The sequence below is a fragment of the Streptomyces sp. NBC_00775 genome (assembly GCF_036347135.1).
Classification (GTDB): Bacteria; Actinomycetota; Actinomycetes; order Streptomycetales; family Streptomycetaceae; genus Streptomyces; species Streptomyces lutosisoli.
This window is the reverse complement of record NZ_CP108938.1, coordinates 4,412,609-4,433,982: the sequence shown is the minus strand read 5'-3', so window position 1 is coordinate 4,433,982 and position 21,374 is coordinate 4,412,609. Positions and strand designations below refer to the sequence as shown.

Below are 21,374 nucleotides of genomic sequence, written 5' to 3'. Positions count from 1 at the left end.
CCATGGGCGGGCTGTTCTCCACGACCGTCCTGTTCGCGCTCGCGTCCGGTGTCGCCGTCGGCGGGGGCCTCGCGCTGTTCGCCGTCGCCGTACGCGGACTGCCCGCCAAGCCCGAGCACGAGAAGCAGAAGGCGAACGAACGAGCCGGAGAGCTGATCCGGTTCGCCGGGCAGCGCGGCTCGATCGCCGCCATCGCCGGTCTCGTCGTCCTGCTGCTCACCCGCTGGGCCGTTGCCGGTATCGCGGCCGGGATCCTCGTCTTCTTCTGGGACAAGCTCTTCGGCGGCGCCTCGGAGGAGCGGGCCGCCATGCGGCGCGTGGAAGCCCTGGCCTCCTGGACCGAGTCGCTGCGCGACACGATTGCGGGCGCGGTCGGTCTGGAGCAGGCCATCCCCGCCTCGGCGCGCGCCTCCGCTCCCGTACTGCGGCCGCATCTCGACGCGCTGGTGGACCGGCTGCGCTCCCGTACGCCACTGCCCGAGGCCTTGCAGCACCTGGCCGACGAGATCAACGACGCCTCCGCGGACATCATCGTCGCCGCGCTCATCCTCAACGCGCGGCTGCGCGGCCCCGGTTTGCGGCAGGTACTGGGCGCGCTGGCCAAGTCGGCGCGCGAGGAAGTCGACATGCGGCAGCGGGTCATGGCGCAGCGTGCCTCGACCCGCCGCTCGGTCCAGATCGTCATCGCGGTGACCATCGCCTTCGTCCTCGGCCTGTCGATCTTCAACCGCGACTTCGTCGAGCCGTACAGCACGGCGGTCGGACAGGTCGTACTCGCCGGTGTCTGCGGCCTGTTTGCACTCGGCTTCCTGTGGCTGCGCAAGCTGTCCACCATCGAGACGCCGGAACGGTTCCTGGTGCGGGACGAGTCGTCGGTCCAGTTCGTACGTCCCCGTACGCCTGGTACGCCTGCCCAGTCCCTGCCGGATGAGGGGGTACGTCGATGAACCTGACCATGCCGATCGTGATCGGCGCCGTCCTGGGGCTTGGGTTCTACGCTCTCGTACGCGCCCTCATGCCGTCGAAGCGCAGTGCGGTCGCTCAGGTCGCGCGCATCGACGCGATGCGGGCGCGGGGAGCGGCGTACGAGTCCGCGCACCACAGCAAGGACACGGACACCGGGCGGATTGGGAGCCTTCGGGCCCAAGTGGGCCGACGGATCGCCGAGTTGTACATGCAGCAGGGCTGGGAACAGCGCTCGCTCCGTGCCGACCTGGCGGTCCTGGACCGGAGTTGGGAGAAGTTCCTCGCGACGAAGGTCCTGCTGGCCGCGGCGGGTGTCTTCTTCGGCCCGCTCCTGTTCGCCGTCGTCTGGACCCTCGGCTTCGGCAGCAGCCCGATCATCCCCGTCTGGTTGGCACTGCTCTTCGCGGCCGTGTTCTTCCTCCTCCCGGATGTGGAGGTACGGCGCGACGCGGCGGACAAGCGGCGCGACCTGCGGCGCGTGATCGGTGCGTATCTGGACCTGGTGTCGATGAGCCTGGCGGGCGGTCGAGGTCTCCCTGAGGCGCTGATGGCCGCCGCCGAGATCTCCGACGGCTGGGCTACGCAGCGCATTCGCAACGCGCTCTCCGACGCCCGGATCACCGGCATCAGCCAGTGGCAGGCCCTCGGTTCGCTCGGCGAGGAGCTGGGCGTCGAGGAGCTCAAGGATCTTTCCGCCTCACTGGCGCTCGTCGCGGACGACGGCGCGAAGGTGCGCGAGTCGCTCGCCTCGCGCGCCGAGACAATGCGACACCGCGAACTCTCTGAGATCGAGGGCAGCGCGGGCGAGAAGTCGCAGTCGATGCTGGTCGCGCAGCTGCTGCTCTGTGCAGGCTTCCTGGTCTTCCTGATCTTCCCCGCCGCGATGCGCGTGTTCCAGGTCTGACGTCGACCATTATTTCTTTTCGAGAGGACAACACACCATGAACGGACGGAACTTCAGCACCGGGATCCCGGGGGTGGACTTCCTGATCACCTTCCTCCAGGGCCGGGTGCAGCGCGCCCGCTCCGGCGAGCTCGACCGCGGTGCGTCCGCGGTGGAGTGGGTCATCATCTCCGCGGTCGTCGTGGCGATCGTCGGTGTGGTGGCTGCGATCATCAACACCGCGCTGAGTGACGGCGCGAACAACGTCAAGGACTGCATCGCGGGCGCCAACCAGAGCGGAACCTGCAAGTAGTCCTGGCCTCTCGCCACCGTGAACTCACTGGAACTGTGAATCCCATGAAGAGTTGGGCCCCGGCCTGGTTGCGCCGCCGGGTGGAGGCCGCCAAAGAGGCCGCCTCCACCCGCGGTGACTCCGGCATGACCGCGATCGAGTTCGTGCTGCTCACGCCGGTGCTCTTCTTCATGATCTTCGCGACGGTGCAGTTCGCGCTGTACTTCTTCGCGGACCACGTCGCCCAGGCGGCGGCCCAGGCGGGCGCCCGCAAGGCCCGGGCCATGGCCGACGAGCAGCCCGGAGCGTGGCGCGGCGAGGCGCGTGACGTGGTCGACAGCTACATCCGCCAGCTCGGCCCGCAGCTCGTCCTGTCCCCTCACGTGACGATGCTCCAGCCGGAGCAGACCACGGTCGGGGTGGAGATCACGGCGAAGGTACCTACGGTCTTTCCGGGGCTGGACTTCACGGTGCACGCGCAGTCGTCCGGGCCCGTGGAGAGGTTCGTGAAGGAGGAGCAGAACTGATGACGAGTCTGCTCTCCCTCGTACGGGACCGGATTTCCCGTGACAGCGACAGCGACCGCGGGCTGTCGACGATCGAGGTGGTGATCCTCGCTCCGGTGATGATCCTCTTCATCCTCGTGCTGGTGGCCTTCGGGCAAATGGTGGACGGACGCGGGGCGTTGGACGGCGCCGCGCGCGACGCCGCACGCGCCGGTTCGATCCAGAAGGAAGAGGGCGTCGCGATGTCGGAGGCCCGCAAGGCGGCCGACGCCGACCTGTCGGACGTCTGCTCCGGTCCGGTGACCGTGACCAAGACCAGCGCCGGCTGGGCGAATGCCGAGCTCTTCACGGTCGAGGTGAGCTGTGAGGTACGGGGTCTGGCCATGCTGGGCCTGGACATCCCGACCCACCTGACGGCGTCGTTCACTTCGCCGCTCGATCCCTTCAAGAGGAAGGCGTGATGGGGGAGATGAGAGCGTCCTCCGGGTCCGCCGTCCGCACCTGGGTGGAGGCGCGGCGCACCCGCCTCGACGACCGCGGCTCGGGCGCCGGCGCGGTCATCATCTTCGCGATCGTCTTCCTCTCCCTGTCAGCCTTCGTCATCGACGGCGGCATGTCCATCTCCAAGCGGGAACGCGCCGCCGACATCGCCGAACAGGCCGCGCGCTACGCCGCCCAGGACATCGACACGGAGCAGCTGTACGAGAACCAGAGCGGCCCCGCCCCCATCCGGTACGAGAACTGCGGCGCTCGCGTGAAGGCCTTCGCCCGCGAGATGGGCATGTCCGGCGCCGACATCGCGGCGACCCATTGCGTCGCCGCCAACGCCGACCAGGTCGAGGTCGAGGTCCAGCTGACGTACTCCCCGGTCTTCACCGGCATGTTCTACGGCGGCGACGTGGTCGTCCACGGCCAGGCAGTGGCGGAGAACGAGGTCGGCTGAGGGCCTGCCGGTCCCGAGGAGGGTTGACTGATGGCGGTGTTCGGCCGGAAGAAGGAAGAGCCGGTGATCGAGCCGGTGCCGTGGGACCACCCGGGTTGGTTCACGGTCGGTGAGGTACTGCGGCCCGCCACTCTCCGCCGCAAGGCCGTGACCGGGGACTTGGCCGTGCGGGTGGCGACGGCGCACGCGGGGGTGCGGTATTTCGCCCCGTCGGTGCTCGTCTCCCGGGCCGGCGAGGAGGTGCCCTCGTACGAGCTGTACGACGCCACAGAGCCCGGAAACCTGCTGTGTGCCCTCGCCGCGGCGAAGGGCGGCGCGCGCTACCGCGTGACCGACGGGCAGGGCCGGGAACTGGGCCTCGTCCACCGCACTCCGGCCGCCAAACGCACCATCCAGCACAGCTGGTGGCTCCAGCAGCCGGGGCACCCGGACATCGTCGCCCGCTACCACTGGGCGAAGGGCACCGCGAAGGAGATCGCGACGCGGGGCAAGGAGAAGGCGGTCCGTGGCGCGGGTCAACTGGTGGAAGGGGTCGTCGACTCCGTCCTCAGCTTCGGGGCGGAAGGCGGGGACCAGAGGAGTTCCTACACGTCCAAGCCGGTGACCTGGCGGGCGGACGGCGAGGAAGAGGACGTGGCCGTGACGTCCGGGCACGTGGAGGGCGTCAGGACGTACCTGCCCCGGGCGAGCTGGCTGGACCGCCGACTGGCCTTCGCGCTGGCGGTGTTGAGAGATGCGTGAGGGGGCGCGCTATTTGTCGGCACCCTTCCCCCCACCCTTGCTGACGCAGGCTGGCGTCACTCCGGCTTCCACTGAGTGGCCGTGATCACGTAGGTGCGGAGATTATCGTTGTCCGATTCCTTGTTGACCTTTGTGATCCAGAGGTGAGAGACGGCGCCGTCGCTGGACGCGATGCAGATGCCGGTGTTGGCCTTGAGCAGTGAGTCGTCCCTGATCTTGCTCAGCGGAATGGGGTTGGGAAGGGCGGCTTCTTGCGCCGCGTCCTGGCATGCGCTGGGGGTGGGGCGGCGCTCGGTGGTGGTGCTGTAGGACCCGCCGTCGTCGGCGAGGTTGATGCCGTTTCCGTCGATGGGCTCCGCGCAGTCCGTGTAGGTGAGCCAGCCACCGGAAGTCGGCCTGAATCCCTGGTTGGTTTCGATGCCGAGATCATTGATGTCGAGAATGGTGATGTCCGACGGCGTGCACTGCGCGCGGAGGCCGACGTCCTTACTGTTCGGGGTGAACTTCGGGGCCCGCAGCACCAGATTCTTGTTCTGCGCGCTGATCTGCCACCCCGCCTCCGTCTTGGGAGCATCCGTGGACGTCGCCCCCGCACTCGCCTCCCCGGTGGCACCGGCACTGGGGCCGGCGTCCCCCTGAACGCTGGACTTGGTGCCGTCGGACGCCGTGGTGTCCTTGCCCTTGTCGGCGTCGTCCCCGAGTAGCTGGTACGCGGCGAACGAGCCGCCTCCGACCGCGAGTACGCCCACCACCGCGACGGCGGCGATCAGCGGCGTACGACGGCGCTTGGCGGCCGGAGCTGCGGTGTCGGTCGAGGGCGTCGACGGGGGCGTGGACGACGGCGCGGTGGGCGCGGACCTCATGAAGCCGTCGGACGGAGAGTGCGCGGGCCGCGTCGGGGCGGCGGCCGCGAAGGCGGCACCCGGCGAGAGCCCGGGCTGCGTGGGCACCGGAGGCATCTGCGGAGCGGCAGGAGCCGGAGCGGGATTGGCGGGCGCCGAGTGCAGCCGCATCGTCTGCTCCTGCTGGGCGATCTGCTGCGCCACGGCCGGGGGCAGCCACCAGCCCTCGTGACGCACCAAACCCCCAGTACCCGCAAGGGTGTTGCACGCCTCGATGATCTGCGCCGGTGTCGGCCTGGCGGCCGGGTCCTTGGCCAGGCAGGCGTTGACGATGCCGCGCAGTTCCTCGGGGCAGGCGGTCAGGTCGGGCTCGTTGGAGACGATGCGGTACAGCAGTGCGTGCGAGGAGCCGTCGCCGAACGGGTGGCGGCCCGTCGCCGCGAAGTACGTGATCAGGCCCAGCGCGAAGACATCCAGGGCAGGGGTGACGTCGCCGCCCATGGCCTGCTCCGGGGCCATATAGGCGGGCGTACCGAGTCGGACGTCCGTTCCGGTCAGCGCGGTGGTGTCGGCGGCACGGGCGATACCGAAGTCGATGACACGCGGTCCGTCGGAGGCCAGCAGCACGTTGGACGGCTTGAGGTCGCGGTGAACGATCCCCGCCGCGTGGATGGTCTGGAGAGCCTCGGCGATGCCCGCCGTCAACTGCAGGACGGTGCGCACTGGCAGCACGCCGTGCTGGTACACGGCGGAGGAGAGGGAGGGTCCCGGTACGTAGCTGACGGCGAGCCAGGGCTCGGGGCCGTCGGTGAAACTGTCCAACACCGGTGCGGTGTACGGACCCTGCACCCGGCGGGCGGCGGTGACCTCCTGGGTGAAGCGCCGCCGGAACTCCGGGTCCTGCGCGTACTCCCGCCGGACGACCTTCAGAGCGACCGGCTGACCACCACGGGTGTGCGACAGATACACCATCCCCATGCCGCCCTCGCCGAGCCGGGCCCGAAGTCGGTAACCGGCTATCTCCCGGGCGTCTTCCGGCGCCAGCGCTTCCATGGGTGCGTCCCTCCGCGAACTCGTTGGACTGGTCATCGTACGGAAGGGGCTGGAGGGGCAGTGTGGACGAAATGTGATGGAGGGGCTGGCGTGACCGAGGAGAGCTACTTCCCGCCCTCCTTCTTGCCGCCCTCCTGCTTCACTCCGTCCTTGACGTCTTTGGCGAGCTTGTCGTCGAGCTTCTTGAACTCGCGGACGACGGCGTCGGACATGTCGGCCAGGGCGTCGAGGGCCTGGGTGATGTCCTCGCGGCCGTCCTCCCATCCCGACTCGAAGTCGTCGAGGGCGTCGTAGACGGTGTGGTCGCCGAGGTCGTCCTTGTAGGACTCGAAGAGCTTCTTGGTGTGGTTCAGGCGGGACTTGATGTCACGCAGCCGCCCGCCGTAGTCCTCCAGCTCGCTGAGCGGGAGCGCGAGGTCGCTCTTGCCACTGCCCATGTCCGATCCCCCTCCTGGAGCTTTGATCCCTCAACTGTCAGTTGTCAGCCATCAGCTATACGAAGCGGAAGGTGCTGGTCACCGCGTCGAAGATGTCGTGGAACGCCTCCGCGAGGTCCAGCACCGGGCTGGCCCCGGAGACGAGCACGACCTGGTCGGTGGTTCCCGGGACGGGAATGTACGTCTGGGTCAGCACCATCCGAAGGGTACGCGTGTCGCCCTGTGCGACGGGAACGTCCTCGACACCGAACGTCCGGGCGGCGGGCCCGACTTCGGGAATGTCGACGGTCGTCACGGTCCGCCAGGCGTCGCCGTCCCGGCGAGGGGTGATCGTCCGCAGAGTCTCGGCGATGGCGCGGGGGTCGGTGGAGAGAGTGACTCCCTGCTTGTCCTTCGCGCCGAGCACGGACACGGTGACGGTCGCGGACAGCGGTACCCCGTCGAAGTTCTCCGCCATGCAGCCCATGTAGACGGCGCCGGAGTCCTGGGCGTCCTTGGCCATCTTGCGGAGCATGTTGGTCAAGTCGGCCCGGTAGGGGGCGAGTTCGGGGATCTCGCGGGTCCGCTCGTCAATGAGGGTGCGGATGGTCGCTTCGCGGCCCTCGGGGCGGATGTCGAACTCCCACCAGGAATCCGGGACGGACAGTGAGATGCCTGCGGCGGCGGTGCCCGCGACGGTCATGGGCCCTCCTCGTCATCGAAAGTAATGGGAACGTAGGTCTCCGCGTGATTCGCCAGGAAAGCGCGAGCCTCCTCGGGAAGAGGTAGGGGAGCCCTGACGACGTAGTCGAGCAGGTGCTTGGGTGCGTAGTATTCGACGAATCGGTAATCCACGAGTGCCAGATCGGCGACGGCGGTATACCTGTCCTCAACTCCGAGGGTCGCGAGCAGATCCGTAAGACTCCACTCTGCGATCTCATTGCCGGGATCCACGGGAAGGCGATACCGGGTCACGTCGGACGGCGACTTAGGTAGGTTCCCCTTGGTGATCTCCTGAAACTGGGAATAGTTGAGGGAAAACCATGGACCGCTCTTTTTTACTACCATCCAGCGATCGGCAATTCCGCTCTGGAAGATATGGCATTCGGCGCCGGAGAAGATCTGGAACATTCCCAGTCCCATCCGGGTGAGCGGCGGAGGCGATCCGTCCAGACTGTCGACTTCCTCATGCCCGGCCTGCACGAGATGCGTGAACTCGTCGAAGAACTCAGTCCGTTTGTCGGAACCTTCGAGGCAGGAGAAATGAACGTTGCCGTCCAGGAAGGAGGGCACGGTGGCCCATGGGTCCCGAACGAGCCGGTAACCGATGATCTCTCCGCAGTAGCCCTCGATAGGGGGAGCCGCCTCGCCGCAGATCTGGCAGCAATTGATGTCGGGCATGTGTCTCCTGCCTTGTCAGGCTCTCGGGAACCGGCGTCCTCGCAGTGTATGTGCTGGATGCTAGATACCAGGCACCGGGATAATCCCGCCCCTGTCGCTCACTGGGCCGCCTGCCGGATATGTTCCCTGCGGGAGGTCCAGGACCCCGTTGTTGTCGAAGAAGCGGAGATTGCCGTCGCGGCTGATGACCACTTCCGTATGCGGTGTGCTCTTGTTGTCCAAGTCTCGGCTCATACTGTTCTTGATGTTGCGGGCGGCTTCCATGTCGTCGGGAGGGCCGGGTATCCGGTCCTCCGGATGTGTGTGGGCAACGAACTTGTATCCGTCGCCCGCCAGCTCATCAGGAATCCTGGTCGTGATCTCCGTGCCCTGGAAAAGCCGGAGTTCACCGGCGGCGTTCTGAACCACCGCGTGTTCTACACCATGAAATTTCTGCAGCTCAGCCATGTGGGAAATGTTCACCTCGTTCGGGCTGATCCGCACAGGGCCGCGGGACAGGGATTTGGCCAGTTGGCGTGCCTTGGGAGAAAGCGCACGGTACGGAATTGTTCCGCCGAACAGCCGCGTCGATCCCTTGAACGGCCGGGAGATGGCGCGAAGGCCCTCTCCCGACCTGAGTTGCATGGCCTTTTTGAGGAGCCCGCCGCCGATACCCTTCATGAAGGCGCTGCCAAGGGATCGGAGACCGCCCGCCTTCCAGAGTTTGCCGAGCTTGGCGAGGCTGGTGAAGCCCTTGGTGGCGGGTATGCAGTCCAGGACGGCGAAGAGTAGGTCGCCCCAGCCGGCTTGGCCGTTGGCCATCTTTCTTATGGTGTCGGCAAGGACGACGAGGGCCGCGGCGAACACCAGCCACCCCAGCGGGCCGCCGACGATCATCACGATGATGCCGACGATGGTCACGACCCACTTGCAGACGGTGACGATCTCGTCCCAGTGGTCGGTGACCCAGTCGACGGCCTCTTCCCACCAGTGCCGGTTGTGGATGCCGGCGTCGGAGGCTTCGTGGAGCTTCTTGACGGTGCGGCGGGCGGCGTCCTCGCGCAGGCCCTTGGCGTGGGCGGCGAGCTTCTTGGCCGCGTTCAGGGCGTCCTGGGCGTCGTCGACGTTCTTCTGGGCGGTGGTCTGCTGCGCCTTGGCGTGCTGGGCGTTGCGGGTGGCCCGGCGGACCTCGGCCTCGTCGGGCTTGGGGACGTCCTTGCTCTTGTTCTTGTCCGGGTCGTAGGAGTCGGCCTTCTCGGTGGCCGTACGCACCCAGTCGTTCGCCCCGGTCAACGCGGTCTGCGCGGTGGACAGTTCCCCGTGGGCCTTGCGGCCGTCGCGCAGTGCCTTGTCGGCCTTTTCCTGGGCGTCTTCCAGGTCGGGCCAGTACGAGGCGAGTGCGTCGCCCGCGAGGTTGTAGGACTTCTTGAGCTTCTTCAGCTTGCCGGGGACGTCCTCGAACTCCGCCGTGAACGCGTCCGCGGTCTTGCCCGCCCACTTCAGCACCGCGTCCTCGTTCGCCATGCCCTTGATGTCCCGCAGGACATGGGAGACGTCATCGGCGAAGTCATGAAGGGAACCGGAGAGTTTCCGGACGCGCTGGGGATCGCCCGGTGTCGGGTCGTGATCCAGGTCGAGTATCTGCCAGTCCGTCGGCCTGAGCGACACGTGTTCCCCCGTAACACCTACAACGTAAGCGAGTTCAGTAACGAAACGTGCTCGCGAACGTATCGCACGCTTGTTGCTGGTGAGACGCCGAGTGCGGTGTGTGCGGTTCCGTCGCAGTTGTTATGTCGAGGGTGTGGTGGGGGCGCCCGAGCGTACGCCGTGCAGGAGGTGGGCGAGGCAGGCCGGGCCGGAAAGGGGGATGTGTGGGGACCGTGAGAACTGTGACATGGCGGTCACGAAGAGGGTGGCGCAACTCGGGCGTAGCGGGCGGGCGGTGGGTAATCGGGCGTGCGGTGGGCCCTTGGCCCCTGTCTGGCCTTCGACTCCCTCTCTAAGATCTCGGTAGGCTCAGTACACCCCCGCCCCCACTCCCTCCCCACACGACCCCAGGACACCCGCCATGGCGCGACGCACCACTTCCAGCTCGACGGGCAGCTCGCCGGGTCCGAGGAACCGGACGCCGCAGCCCCTGCCCCGGCGTCGTCGGACGTTCGGGGACTTCGTGAAGGCGTTCGGGGCGTTCGTCGCCCTGGTCGTGCTGCTTGTCGGGGTGCCGGGGGCGCTGGTCGTCAGCGTCGGGTGGCCGTTTCCGCACGGGACGCCCGAGTTGGCGTGGTTGCAGCAGGAAATCACTGTCGGCACGTTCATTCATGTGCTGACCGTGATCGTGTGGTTCGCCTGGGCCCAGTTCACCGCCTGCGTGCTCGTCGAGATGAAGGCCGCGCTGTCCGGCGTCGGGCTGCCGAACCGCGTACCGGGCGCGGGGGGCAGCCAGTTGCTCGCGCGACAGCTCGTCGCCGCGCTGCTGCTCGTCGGTGCCACCGCGGCCAGCCTCACCCCGGGGCTCTCGCAGCTCGGGCAGAGCCTGGAGGGGAACCAGCGGGGGAGCGTCGCCGTCGCTCAGCAGACGCCGGGCGGACTGTTCGGGCAGCAGCAGGAGCAGGCCGCCTCCAGCGCGGCCGCCGCGATCGCCGAACAGGCCGCCAACGCGGCGGCACATGCCGACAGCGGGGGCGGTCACGCCACCAAGGAAGGCGACACCAAGTACTACCGGATCCAGCCGCCCGAGGGACGCCACCACGACTCCCTCTGGGAGATCGCCGAGCGGCATCTCGGCGACGGGCGCCGGTACAAGGAGATCTACCAGCTCAACAAGGACCGCACGCAGCCCGACGGCTCCAAGCTGTCGGAAGCCAGTCTCATTCGGCCTGGGTGGATCCTCGAAATGCCCGGCGACGCCCACGGCGGCGAACTCGTCGAGATGCCCGACGAGGCCCCCAAGGTCTCCGAGCAGGTCCAGCAGCAGATCCACGACTACTCCCAGACCGGGGATCACGCGCAGGGCGGCGGCCAGAAGCAGCAGGCTCAGGGCGGCGACCGGGACACCGCGCACATCCAGCTGCCTCATCAGCGGCCCGGCGGTGACCAGGGAAGCGGTCACCAGCGGCAACAGAACCAGAACCAGAATCAGCAGCAACAGCACGCGCAGGCCGGGTCGGAGGAGGGGAGCGGGTTCTCCTTCGGGCTTCCCGAAGCCCTCGTGGGCGCGCCCCTCCTCGCCGCCGGTCTCCTCGGCGCCCTCGGCCGCCGCCGCCGTCAGGCGCTGTGGCAGTCGGCGCTCGGTGCCGTCGGCGGGCGGCGCGGCATGGAGCCGCCGATCCCGACCGGGTCCGCCGCGGACGCCCAGGACGCGCTGCTCGTGGGCGCCGACCCCGAGGGCGTACGACTGCTCGACCTGTCGTTGCGCGGACTCGCGGCGGCGCTCGCGGCCGAGTCGCGCCCGCTGCCGACCGTCTACGCGGCCTGGCTCAGCGGCAACGGCGATCTGCATCTGCAGCTCGCCCAGCCGGCCGGCAAGCCGCCCGCGCCGTGGCAGCTCGGTCAGGACCAGACGTTCTGGATGCTGGCGCGGACGGACGCGGAGCGGTACGAGGACGTCGACACCGCCGCTCCCTACCCGGGCCTGGTGAGCCTCGGGACCATGGACGACTCCCGGCTGCTCCTCAACCTCGAGTCCGTTCCCGGCATCGTCTCCCTCAGCGGCAGCGCGAGCGACCGCGCGGGCGTCTTCGCCTCCGTCGCCGCCGAGTTGGCCACCAACGGGTGGTCCGACCGCATGACGATCACGCTCGTCGGCTTCGGGCAGGATCTGACCCCGCTCGCGCCCAGTCGGCTGCGCCACCTCGACGACGTCGAGGCGCTGGTGGAGACCATGGAGGCGGAGACGCGGCAGCGCCGCGGTGCGCTGGGGGCCGCCGGGCACGACTCCGTGCTCACCGGCCGCACCGGGCCCGCCCAGCACACCCGTTGGGCCCCGCACCTCGTGCTGCTCGCCGCCGAACCGTCCGCCGAGGACGCCGTCAAGCTCGCCGAACTCGCCGCCGACGCGAGCCGGCTGGGCATCGGCTACCTCGTCGGCACCGAGAGCGGCGATCTGCCGGGAGCCGCCTGGGAGATGGAGATCACCAGCCAGGGCAAGCTGCTCGCGCCGCTCCTCGGGCTCGAACTCGACGCGCAGCTGCTGCCGGTGGAGCAGCAGCGGGCGGTCGTCGAGCTGTTCGTCGAGGCGGACCCCGAGCGGGAGGACACGAACGCGTCGGCGCCGCCGTTCCTCGTCGACATCAGCGAGCAGGGGCGGCCGGCGGTGTACGCGCGGCTCGTGGGCCCGTACGAGATCATCGGCCTGGAGACGCCCGACGGCGAGCGCAGCCCGCTGATGCACGAGGCGCTGGCGCTGCTGCTCCTGCACCGTGAGGGTGTGCACCCCCGGGTGCTGTCCTCGGCCCTCTGGCCGCGCGGTGTCACCGAGGACGTACGCGACGCGCTCGTCGAGCGGCTGCGCGGCTGGCTCGGCCACGACCCCGACGGCACGCCCCGCCTCGGCACCGACGCCACCGGGCGCCTCACGCTCGCCAAGTCGGTCGTGTCCGACCTGGACGTACTGCGCTCCCTCTACCACGAGGCGACGCAGGGCAAGGGCGCCAACAGCCGTGCCGTACGCGGGCGTCTACTCACCGACGCGCTCGTCCTCGTACGCGGGCCGCTGCTCGCCGACCGCGTCCAGGGGCGCTACGGCTGGCTCACCCACGAGATCATCGACGCCCAACTCCCGCTGCTCGTCGCGGACATCGGGCTCGCGCTCTCCGCGTTCCACCTGGAGAAGGACCGCGCGGGGCAGGCCATCGAGGCGTTGAACGCCTCGCTGAACTCGGCGCCGGGAGATGAGCGGTTGTGGAACGAGTTGCTGCGGGCTACTCATGCGACCGGCGACAGTGAGCGGTTGAAGGCTCTGGCTGCCGACCTGGTGTCTCGTAGTGGGGCTCGGGGGCTGCCGCCTCGGACTGAGGCGTTGCTGGACGAGTTGCTGCCGGCTTGGCGGAGTGGCGTGGCCGCGGCCGGGTGACCTGGCGCCAGGCGCCGGGGCCCAGCCCAGCCGTAACGGACTCTTCCTGGGGGGAACACGTGGATCTCGACCTCTGGCTGACCCTCGTCGCCGCCCTCTGGGGCGCCGCGGCCGGGCTGCTGGTGCCCCGGGCCGCGTACCGCTTCTCCGTCGAGCCGGACCAGCCGTGGCGCGACCGCTGCCCCGAAGGGCACCTGATCACCGGGGTCGCACGCGGCTGGATCGGGCTCGCCCGGTGCGCGGACGGCACCCGGTACGGCCCCGGCACTCCGCTCCTCTCCCTCGCCACCGCGCTGGTCTGCGCCGGGCTCGCGCTCGCCACCGGTACCCGGCCCGAGCTCGCGGTCTGGCTGCTGCTCGCACCCCTCGGTGTGCTGCTCGCCGTCGTGGACTTCACCGTGCAGCGGCTGCCCGATGTGCTCACGCTGCCGCTCGCGGGTGCCGCGCTCGCGCTGCTCGGGGCGGTCGCGGTGGTGCCCGAGCACGCGGGGGACTGGCTGACGGCGCTGTTCGGGGCGCTCGCGCTCGGGGGCGCGTACTTCCTTCTCTTCCTCATCAACCCGAACGGCATGGGGTTCGGGGACGTGAAGCTCGCGCTGGGCCTCGGCGCCGTGCTCGGCTGGTACGGCTGGAGTGTGGTGTTCCTGGGGACCTTCGCCGGCTTCCTGTTCGGCGGGCTGTACGGGATGCGGCTCGTCGTGGTGCGGCGCGCCGGGCGCAAGACATCCATCCCCTTCGGCCCGTTCCTGATCGCGGGGGCATACGCGGGGCTCCTGATCGGGGCGTACACGGCCTGACGTCGGGCGATCGAAGGGGCTGGCGTAGGCTGGTTCGGTCCGTCCTCAACCCTTACGAAAGGGACGCCCCGGTGACCGAGAAGGCCGACCTTCAGTCCGTCCTCGACCGTGCCGCCGAGGGTGGGCGGATCACCCCGGAAGAGGCGCTCGACCTCTACCGCGACGCCCCGCTGCACGCGCTGGGCGCCGCCGCCGACGCCGTACGCCGTCGCAGGTACGCCGGTACGGAGCACATCGCGACGTACATCATCGAGCGCAACATCAACTACACGAACGTGTGCGTCACGGCGTGCAAGTTCTGCGCCTTCTACGCGGCCCCGAAGGACACCGACAAGGGCTGGACGCGCGACCTCGACGACATCCTGCGCCGCTGCGCGGAGACCGTCGAGCTCGGCGGTACGCAGATCATGTTCCAGGGCGGGCACCACCCGGACTACGGCGTCGAGTACTACGAGAAGCACTTCGCCGCGATCAAGGCCGCGTACCCGCAGCTGGTCATCCACTCCCTTGGCGCGTCCGAGGTCGAGCACATGGCCCGTATCTCCAAGGTGAGTGTCGAGGAGGCCATCCAGCGCATCCACGCAGCCGGTCTGGACTCCTTCGCCGGCGCCGGCGCGGAACTCCTTCCCGCGCGCCCCCGCAAGGCGATCGCGCCCCTCAAGGAGTCCGGCGAGCGCTGGCTGGAGATCATGGAGACCGCGCACGGGCTGGGTGTCGAGTCGACGTCCACCATGCTGATGGGCACCGGCGAGACCAACGCCGAGCGCATCGAGCACCTGCGGATGATCCGTGACGTACAGGACCGGACGGGCGGCTTCCGCGCCTTCATCCCGTACACGTACCAGCCCGAGAACAACCACCTCAAGGGCCGCACCCAGGCCACGCTCTTCGAGTACCTGCGGATGATCGCCATCGCGCGGCTGTTCATGGACAACATCGCCCACATCCAGGGCTCCTGGCTGACCACCGGCAAGGAGGTCGGCCAGCTCTCCCTGCACTACGGCGCGGACGACCTCGGCTCGATCATGCTGGAGGAGAACGTCGTCTCCTCGGCGGGCGCCAAGCACCGCTCCAACCGCATGGAGATCATCGACCTGATCCGCAAGGCGGGCCGTGTCCCGGCCCAGCGGACCACGACGTACGAGCACATCGTCGTGCACGACGACCCGGCGAACGACCCGGTCGACGAGCGGGTCATGTCCCACATCTCCTCGACCGCGATCGAGGGCGGCACGGCACATCCCGAGCTGAAGCTGCTCGCGTCCAACTGACCTGAGAATGCTGACGATTCACGCCGCGGACGAGCTGCGGTTCGGGTGGGACGACTCCGCGCCCGTCAAGGGCGGTGCCGTCGTGGTGGAGGGCGCGAGGGTCGCCGCCACGGGGCCGCTGAGCGAGCTCCAGGAGAGGTTCCCGGGGGCCCGCGTACGCCGCTGGCCCGGCGTCCTCGGCCCCGCCCGCATCCACGAGGGACCACTGCCGGACGCGCCGACACCGCGTGAACGCATTCACGCGGTGTTGAAGCTGGGCGCGGTGGCGGTCCTGGCGGAGCACGCCGACTCGCCCGAACTGCGGGCCGCCGCCGAGCGCAACGACGTGCTCGTCCTGCCCCGCACCCGCCCCACAGCGATCACCGACCTGGCCCGCGCCGACCTCGCCGTCTTCGACGAGACCGGCGCGTGCATCGCGACGGTGTGCGCGGGCCGCTTGGTGCACAGACGCCGCTGAGCCCTGTCAGCCAAGGGGTTCGGAAGCGCCCTGCCTGTAGGGGCGCGAGGAACTGCGCGCCCAGCCACAGACGACCCGCTCCCGACAAACTCACCCAGCGAACGCCTCAGCAAACGCCCCCGAGTCCTGCTCAACCCCGCTGCAATCAGTAGCCGCATCATCAGACGCAGAGTCATCGTCCTCGCACTGCTGATCCCGGAACGTCGACCACATGGACACCCACGCCACCTCCTTCTCCTCAGCGAACGCCCGTACCTGCGCCGCGTCCGAGAGGGTGAACGTCTCGCCCGAGACGTCGTTGTCCCCGATCATCGACGTGAGGGCGAGCCCCTGCCACGCCCCCGCGCTGGACAGCCCGAAGACGTCCTCCAGCTGATCGTGGGCCGCCTTGGCGGACGTGATGGCGTAGTCGCCCATGTCACCGCTGTACGAGGTGCCGTAGTTCATCGTCATGATGTTGACGGTGGAGACCTTCACGGAGAAGTCGTTGGCGGACTCCAGCAGCGCCAGGCTGTCGGAGTCGAGGCCGGACGGCATGACCGGCAGCGTGAAGGAGACCTTCAGATCGGGGCGCTCCTTCTGGAGCACCGCGATCGCCGCCGAGCGCATCTTGACCGAGGCGGAGTCGGTCAGCTGGTCGCCCTCGATGTCGAAGTCCGCCTGCGTCGACCCGGCGGCATCCAGCGCCGCCCCGTAGGCCGCGGCCAGCTTGGTCACGTTGTCGCAGGTGGACGCCAGCTCCTTCCCGGACGCCCCGCCGAAGGAGACGCGCACGCTCGCGCCGGACTCCTTGAGCGCCGAGATCCGGGACTTCACGGCCGCGTTGCCGATGGCGTACGTGCCGTTCCACTTCGCCGCACAGTCGCTGCCGTCCGAGATCACGAAGGCCAGGTTGTACGTCGTCGGTGACCCGGTCGAGTCCATGTCGGACGCGGTGGTGGCGCTCACGTACGGGGCGTACGAGGTGGAGGACGAGGACGACGACGACTCGCTCTCGGAGGGTGCCGCACTCGTCCGCGGGGTCTGCGAGGGCGCGGCGTCCGACGTGTCGTCACCGCCCGAGGAGCACCCCGCACAGGCCAGAGCCACCAGGCAGACGAGCCCGGCGGCCGGCTTCAGGAAACTCCTCATTGCACATGCACCCGCTCTCGTGATTTCTGTCTCAGGACGGAAACAAAGTGCGATTCCGGAGTTCAAAGGTGGCACATCCGATGGAGATCCAGAAACGCGGAAGGTGCATGGAAAGTGCATAGGAAAATGGGTGCACATCGGATGAATCGGTCGTGAAAATGGGGCATAAGGTCTGTATGTATTGGGCCTGAGCTGCGCAGATGTTCATGGATTCTCTCAGGGAATGAACAGGTTGGGGCCAGTCTCATGGTTCTCTCACATGAGAACCTTGGAATTGGCCACATAAAGGCCTCCTAATATCCGGGGAATGCAATCCGAGTCAGTCATCGAAAGCCGCGCCGAAGTGCGCGGACGCCGCCGCAAACGCGGCAGCGGGGCCCTGGAAGGTCCCGTGTTCGTCGACAACTCTGGGCGCAGAGCCCGCCTGCTGCGCAGAGTCGGCATCCTGATCGGCGTCGTATGTCTCGGCTACGCGGCCGTGCTCGGCATGGCCTTCATGGGCTGGGGCACCTCGCTGACGCCGTCCTCGCTGTTCCCCTTCGGCGGCGGCCAGTCCGGTTCCGCTCCGGGCGGCAACCTGCAGCCGCAGGGCGGCATCGCCCCCAGCGGCGTTCCCACCGGCACCCCGCCCTCCTCCGCTCCCTCCGTGTCCGCCTCCACAGGCGCCAAGTGACCGGGACGCACCCACTCTCATGACTACGACGACGCCCTCGCGCGGCCGTCGGCGCGCCCCCTCCAAGATGGAGCGGGCGGCCGGCAAGGCCGCGGCGCTGCAGAAGCCGCGTGTCATCCTCGCCCTGCTGCTCCTGCTCGGACTCACCAGCGTGATGCTGCTCGACGGCTACCTGCGCTCCTAGATCGGCAACGACTCGCGCGTACGCGACGGCGCGGCCTACGACAAGGTCCCCGAGAAGATCCTTGACGGCGGCCCCATCCTGACCTTCAACAACGGCACGGCGAAGACCCAGTCCGTGCCCAAGAAGACCATCGTGCTCACCTTCGACGACGGGCCGACCGGGGAGTGGACTCCGCAGGTCCTCAAGGTCCTTGAGGACAACGACATCGAGGCCACCTTCTTCATGGTGGGCTCGATGGTCTCGCGCTACCCGAGCGTGGTGAAGAACCTCGTGGACCAGGGCAACGAGGTCGGCATCCACACCTTCACGCACGTCGACCTCTCGTACCAGAGCACGGCGCGCCTCAAGCGCGAGCTGCTGCAGACCCAGCTGGCCCTCGCGGGCGCGGCGGGCGTCACCACCACGCTGTTCCGTGCCCCGTACTCGTCGGAGATCAACGCCGTCGACAACTACAGCTGGCCGGTCTACCAGGAGATCGGCGGCCTGGGCTACACCAGCGTCTTCGTCAACACCGACAGCGACGACTGGAAGAAGCCGGGCGTCTCGAAGATCGTCCAGTGGGCCACGCCGAAGAAGAACAAGGGCGCCATCGTCCTCATGCACGACGCGGGCGGTGACCGTTCGCAGACGGTCAAGGCGCTCGACACGTACATCAAGAAGATGAAGGCGAAGGGCTACACCTTCACCACGGTCAGCGGCGCCCAGGCCAAGCTGAACCAGGCCGCGCGGGCGAGCGGCGCGGGGCAGGCCGCCGGAGCCGGTCAGCAGGCCGGTCAGCAGCCGCCCGGTGTCACGGGCAAGGCCTCGGGTTCGGGTACGGCCGCGGGTTCGGGCACGGCAGTCAAGATCAACACCGCGCAGGCCGCTCACCGTACGGCCACCGGCACCACGCTCTACGAGGGCAAGGCCCTCATCTGGGCGGTCGCGGTCGCCGAATGGGTCGTACCGGCGCTGTCCTGGTTCCTGGTCGTCGTCGGCGTCGCCGTGATGGGCCGGTTCGGGATGATGCTGATCCTCGCCCGCCGCCACTACAGACAGCGCAACAGGAAGCGCGGCAGGGGCGGGAAGTTCAGCTGGGGCCCGACGGTCACCCGGCCGGTGACCGTGATCGTGCCCGCGTACAACGAGAAGGAGTGCATCGCCAACACCCTCAAGTCGCTGGCGAAGAGCACCCATCCGATCGAGATCATCGTCGTCGACGACGGTTCCGAGGACAACACGTCCGAGATCGCCGAGTCGCTCGGCATGCCGAACGTCCGCGTCATCCGGCAGGAGAACGCGGGCAAGCCGGCCGCCCTCAACAACGGTGTCCGCAACGCGAGTTACGACATCGTCGTGATGATGGACGGCGACACGGTCTTCGAGCCGGACGCCGTGCACCAGCTCGTGCAGCCCTTCGCGGACCCGGAGATCGGCGCGGTCGCGGGCAACGCCAAGGTCGGCAACCGCAACACTGTGATCGGCGCCTGGCAGCACATCGAGTACGTGATGGGCTTCAACCTCGACCGCCGTATGTACGACCTGCTGCGCTGCATGCCCACCATCCCGGGCGCCATCGGCGCGTTCCGCCGGGACGCGGTCCTCCAGGTCGGCGGGATGAGCGAGGACACGCTCGCCGAGGACACCGACATCACCATCGCCATGCACCGCGCGGGCTGGCGGGTCGTCTACCAGGAGCACGCCAAGGCCTGGACGGAGGCGCCCGGTTCGCTGAAGCAGCTGTGGTCGCAGCGCTACCGCTGGTCGTACGGCACCATGCAGGCGCTGTGGAAGCACCGCAAGTCCCTGACGGACAAGGGGCCTTCGGGCCGCTTCGGCCGCGTGGGCATGCCCCTGGTCGTGCTCTTCCAGATCGTCACGCCGGTCTTCGCGCCGCTCATCGACGTGTTCACCGTCTACTCGATGATCTTCGTGGACTTCCAGGCCGCGCTGCTCGCCTGGCTGGCCGTCCTCGCCGTCCAACTGGTCTGCGCGGCCTACGCGTTCCGACTCGACCGGGAGAAGTACCGCTATCTCGCGATGCTGCCGCTGCAGCAACTCGCGTACCGCCAGATGATGTACCTCGTTCTGATCCACTCCTGCGTCACGGCCCTGACCGGCGGACGTCTGCGCTGGCAGAAGCTCAAGCGCACGGGTGAGGTCGGGACTCCGGCAGGAGTGAGCTAGATGAGCTGGGGCTCGGAACAACAAGGACAACAGGGGCAACAGGGACGGCAAGGGCCGCAAGGGCCGCAGGGCCAGCAGGGCCAGCAGGGTTACGGCTACGGCGGGTACGGGGGGCAGCAGGCCCCGCCCCAGCAGTACGGGCAGGGGTACCCCCAGTACGACCAGGGATACGGCCAGGGCTATGCCCAGCCGCAGCCGTACGCCCAGCCCGCGCAGCAGCCGTACGCGCAGCCCGTACAGCCCACGCAGTACGAGCAGCCGTGGTCGTACGCGCCCGAGAAACCGGAAGCGGCCTCCACCACCGCTCAGCTGGACGCCGTTCCGTCCGAGCCCCCCGCTCAGACCCCCGCTCCCGCTGCGGTGGAGGAGCCGCCGCCCACGGAACCGGAGGAGCCGAAGCCGAAGGCGAAAGCCGGCGGCCGTGACCGCTACTTCGACGCCCTGCGCGCCGTCGCCCTGGTCCGCGTCGTCACGTACCACACGTTCGGGTGGGCCTGGGCCGGCATGGTCTTCCCCTCCATGGGCGTGATGTTCGCGCTCGCCGGCACCCTGATGGCCAAGTCCCTGGAGCGCCCCGCGTTCAAGGTGGTCAAGAGCCGGATGCGGCGGCTGCTGCCGCCCTTCTGGTTCTGGGGCTTCTTCGTCGTGGTCGCGATGATGATCCACGACTGGATGCCGGGCTGGCAGATCGTCTTCTGGGTCGTCCCGGTCGGCGACCCGCCGGGCAACCACTGGGGCATCCAGGCCTGGGAGATCCTCTGGTACCTGCGCACGTACCTCTGGTTCGTGCTGCTCTCCCCGCTGCTCCTGTGGATCTTCCGCAAGGCCCCCATCCCGGTCCTGCTCCTCTCCCTCGTGCCGATCGTGGTCTTCCAGTACGGCTGGACGCCGCCGTGGGACCGCTTCGGCAGCGCCATCACCGACCTGGCCACCTATCTGTTCTGCTGGCTCGTCGGCTTCGCGCACCGCGAGGGCGTGCTCCAGCGGCTGAAGCCCGCCCTGGTGGTGCTGGCGTCGCTGGCCGCGCTCGGGTACGGCGGCTGGTTCGCCTTCGGCCACCAAGGGGAGTTCGGCACCTACGACCTGGACGAGATCCCGATCGCCCAGGCCTTCTGGTCGGCCGGCTTCGTCACGCTGCTGATGTACTTCAAGGCGTACTACAACGTCGACTTCGCATGGCTCGCCCGCTTCAAGCGGCTCGACCGGATCGTGACGATCTTCAACGGGCGCGCGGTGACGATCTACCTCTGGCACGAGATCGCCCTGATCCTCGCGGTACCGCTGATCGACCAGTTCTGGAAGGTGCCCGCCTTCGAGAAGTGGCTGCCGCTGGAGAGCCAGTGGTTCATGTTCGGCATCGGATGGGTGCTGATCTGGGTCGCGATCCCGCTGTTCGGCTGGGTCGAGGACGTGGCCGCGAAGAAGAAGCCGAAGCTGCTGCCCTGAGGGCGGCCCCCGCGGAGTTCCCCGGGAGTGGCCTCCGAGGGGTTCCCCGGGGTGGCCTCCGGGGGCTCCCCGAGAGGGGCGCCGAGGGGAGCCGAGGGGGTCGCATAAGACCGGCGTACGGGCCGGGCGCTGGAGAGTCGCCCGGCTCGTACTGCC

19 protein-coding genes and 1 pseudogene are annotated in these 21,374 nt (G+C 68.6%); 14 read left to right on the top strand and 6 right to left on the bottom strand.

Annotated features, from left to right (window positions below; genetic code table 11):
* Positions 1-2 precede the first annotated feature (2 nt).
* The 7 genes from OIC96_RS19735 to OIC96_RS19705 are packed head-to-tail and all read left to right on the top strand — an operon-like array spanning position 3 to position 4,331.
* Positions 3-947 (top strand): type II secretion system F family protein, encoded by a 945-nt coding sequence (locus OIC96_RS19735; RefSeq protein ID WP_330310237.1) that lies wholly within the window; start codon positions 3-5, stop codon positions 945-947.
* Entirely contained in the window at positions 944-1,870 is a 927-nt protein-coding gene (locus OIC96_RS19730) for a type II secretion system F family protein (RefSeq protein ID WP_330306586.1), read from the top strand. The genes OIC96_RS19735 and OIC96_RS19730 overlap by 4 nt, the downstream gene beginning before the upstream one ends.
* A 37-nt stretch (positions 1,871-1,907) precedes the next feature.
* Positions 1,908-2,162 (top strand): hypothetical protein, encoded by a 255-nt coding sequence (locus OIC96_RS19725; RefSeq protein WP_330306587.1) that lies wholly within the window; start codon positions 1,908-1,910, stop codon positions 2,160-2,162.
* A 44-nt stretch (positions 2,163-2,206) separates the two neighbouring features.
* Entirely contained in the window at positions 2,207-2,668 is a 462-nt protein-coding gene (locus tag OIC96_RS19720) for a TadE family protein (protein WP_330306588.1), read from the top strand.
* Positions 2,668-3,108 (top strand): TadE/TadG family type IV pilus assembly protein, encoded by a 441-nt coding sequence (locus tag OIC96_RS19715; protein WP_330306589.1) that lies wholly within the window; start codon positions 2,668-2,670, stop codon positions 3,106-3,108. Before OIC96_RS19720 ends, OIC96_RS19715 begins: the two co-directional genes overlap by 1 nt.
* Entirely contained in the window at positions 3,108-3,590 is a 483-nt protein-coding gene (locus OIC96_RS19710) for a TadE/TadG family type IV pilus assembly protein (protein ID WP_406501932.1), read from the top strand. Before OIC96_RS19715 ends, OIC96_RS19710 begins: the two co-directional genes overlap by 1 nt.
* A gap of 30 nt (positions 3,591-3,620) precedes the next feature.
* On the top strand, positions 3,621-4,331 hold the full coding sequence (locus tag OIC96_RS19705; RefSeq protein WP_330306590.1) for a hypothetical protein: 711 nt from the start codon (positions 3,621-3,623) through the stop codon (positions 4,329-4,331).
* A 56-nt stretch (positions 4,332-4,387) separates the two neighbouring features.
* Here OIC96_RS19705 and OIC96_RS19700 read toward each other — a convergent pair whose 3' ends face one another.
* The 5 genes from OIC96_RS19700 to OIC96_RS19680 all read right to left on the bottom strand — a co-directional run bounded on the left by OIC96_RS19700 (position 4,388) and on the right by OIC96_RS19680 (position 9,690).
* The gene (locus OIC96_RS19700) at positions 4,388-6,226 is read right to left on the bottom strand and encodes a serine/threonine-protein kinase (RefSeq protein ID WP_330306591.1); all 1,839 of its coding nucleotides are present in this window, start codon (positions 6,224-6,226) and stop codon (positions 4,388-4,390) included.
* 104 nt (positions 6,227-6,330) lie between these two features.
* Positions 6,331-6,663 carry a hypothetical protein gene (locus OIC96_RS19695; RefSeq protein ID WP_330306592.1) on the bottom strand — a complete coding sequence of 111 codons (333 nt, stop codon included), beginning with the start codon at positions 6,661-6,663 and terminating at the stop codon, positions 6,331-6,333.
* A gap of 55 nt (positions 6,664-6,718) precedes the next feature.
* On the bottom strand, positions 6,719-7,345 hold the full coding sequence (locus OIC96_RS19690) for a hypothetical protein (protein WP_330306593.1): 627 nt from the start codon (positions 7,343-7,345) through the stop codon (positions 6,719-6,721).
* Positions 7,342-8,043 (bottom strand): hypothetical protein, encoded by a 702-nt coding sequence (locus OIC96_RS19685; RefSeq protein ID WP_330306594.1) that lies wholly within the window; start codon positions 8,041-8,043, stop codon positions 7,342-7,344. The genes OIC96_RS19690 and OIC96_RS19685 overlap by 4 nt, the downstream gene beginning before the upstream one ends.
* Before the next feature lie 60 nt (positions 8,044-8,103).
* The gene (locus OIC96_RS19680) at positions 8,104-9,690 is read right to left on the bottom strand and encodes a putative T7SS-secreted protein (protein WP_330306595.1); all 1,587 of its coding nucleotides are present in this window, start codon (positions 9,688-9,690) and stop codon (positions 8,104-8,106) included.
* A gap of 400 nt (positions 9,691-10,090) precedes the next feature.
* Here OIC96_RS19680 and OIC96_RS19675 point away from each other — a divergent pair, with 400 nt between their 5' ends.
* The 4 genes from OIC96_RS19675 (at position 10,091) to OIC96_RS19660 (ending at position 15,618) form a co-directional block, all read left to right on the top strand.
* Positions 10,091-13,093: a BTAD domain-containing putative transcriptional regulator gene (locus OIC96_RS19675; protein ID WP_330306596.1), complete on the top strand. Its 3,003-nt coding sequence runs from the start codon at positions 10,091-10,093 to the stop codon at positions 13,091-13,093.
* A gap of 59 nt (positions 13,094-13,152) precedes the next feature.
* Complete coding sequence (locus tag OIC96_RS19670; protein WP_330306597.1) at positions 13,153-13,890, top strand: prepilin peptidase; 738 nt, start codon at positions 13,153-13,155, stop codon at positions 13,888-13,890.
* 71 nt (positions 13,891-13,961) lie between these two features.
* The gene (gene mqnC, locus OIC96_RS19665) at positions 13,962-15,161 is read left to right on the top strand and encodes a cyclic dehypoxanthinyl futalosine synthase (protein WP_327430835.1); all 1,200 of its coding nucleotides are present in this window, start codon (positions 13,962-13,964) and stop codon (positions 15,159-15,161) included.
* A 7-nt stretch (positions 15,162-15,168) separates the two neighbouring features.
* Positions 15,169-15,618, top strand: a complete 450-nt coding sequence (locus OIC96_RS19660; protein WP_327430836.1) for an imidazolonepropionase-like domain-containing protein — start codon at positions 15,169-15,171, stop codon at positions 15,616-15,618.
* 90 nt (positions 15,619-15,708) lie between these two features.
* On the opposite strand, the gene OIC96_RS19655 is transcribed toward OIC96_RS19660, so the two are convergent.
* Positions 15,709-16,749 (bottom strand): chitinase, encoded by a 1,041-nt coding sequence (locus OIC96_RS19655; RefSeq protein WP_330306598.1) that lies wholly within the window; start codon positions 16,747-16,749, stop codon positions 15,709-15,711.
* Between the two features lie 307 nt (positions 16,750-17,056).
* Between OIC96_RS19655 and OIC96_RS19650 the strand changes: the two genes are divergently transcribed.
* The 3 genes and pseudogenes from OIC96_RS19650 (at position 17,057) to OIC96_RS19640 (ending at position 21,218) form a co-directional block, all read left to right on the top strand.
* A complete protein-coding gene (locus tag OIC96_RS19650; protein WP_330306599.1) occupies positions 17,057-17,422 on the top strand; it encodes a hypothetical protein in 366 nt (121 codons plus the stop codon).
* 19 nt (positions 17,423-17,441) lie between these two features.
* Positions 17,442-19,772, top strand: a pseudogene (locus OIC96_RS19645) (bifunctional polysaccharide deacetylase/glycosyltransferase family 2 protein).
* Positions 19,773-21,218 carry an acyltransferase family protein gene (locus tag OIC96_RS19640; protein WP_330306600.1) on the top strand — a complete coding sequence of 482 codons (1,446 nt, stop codon included), beginning with the start codon at positions 19,773-19,775 and terminating at the stop codon, positions 21,216-21,218. It begins immediately after the preceding pseudogene.
* The last annotated feature ends 156 nt before the right edge of the window (positions 21,219-21,374 follow it).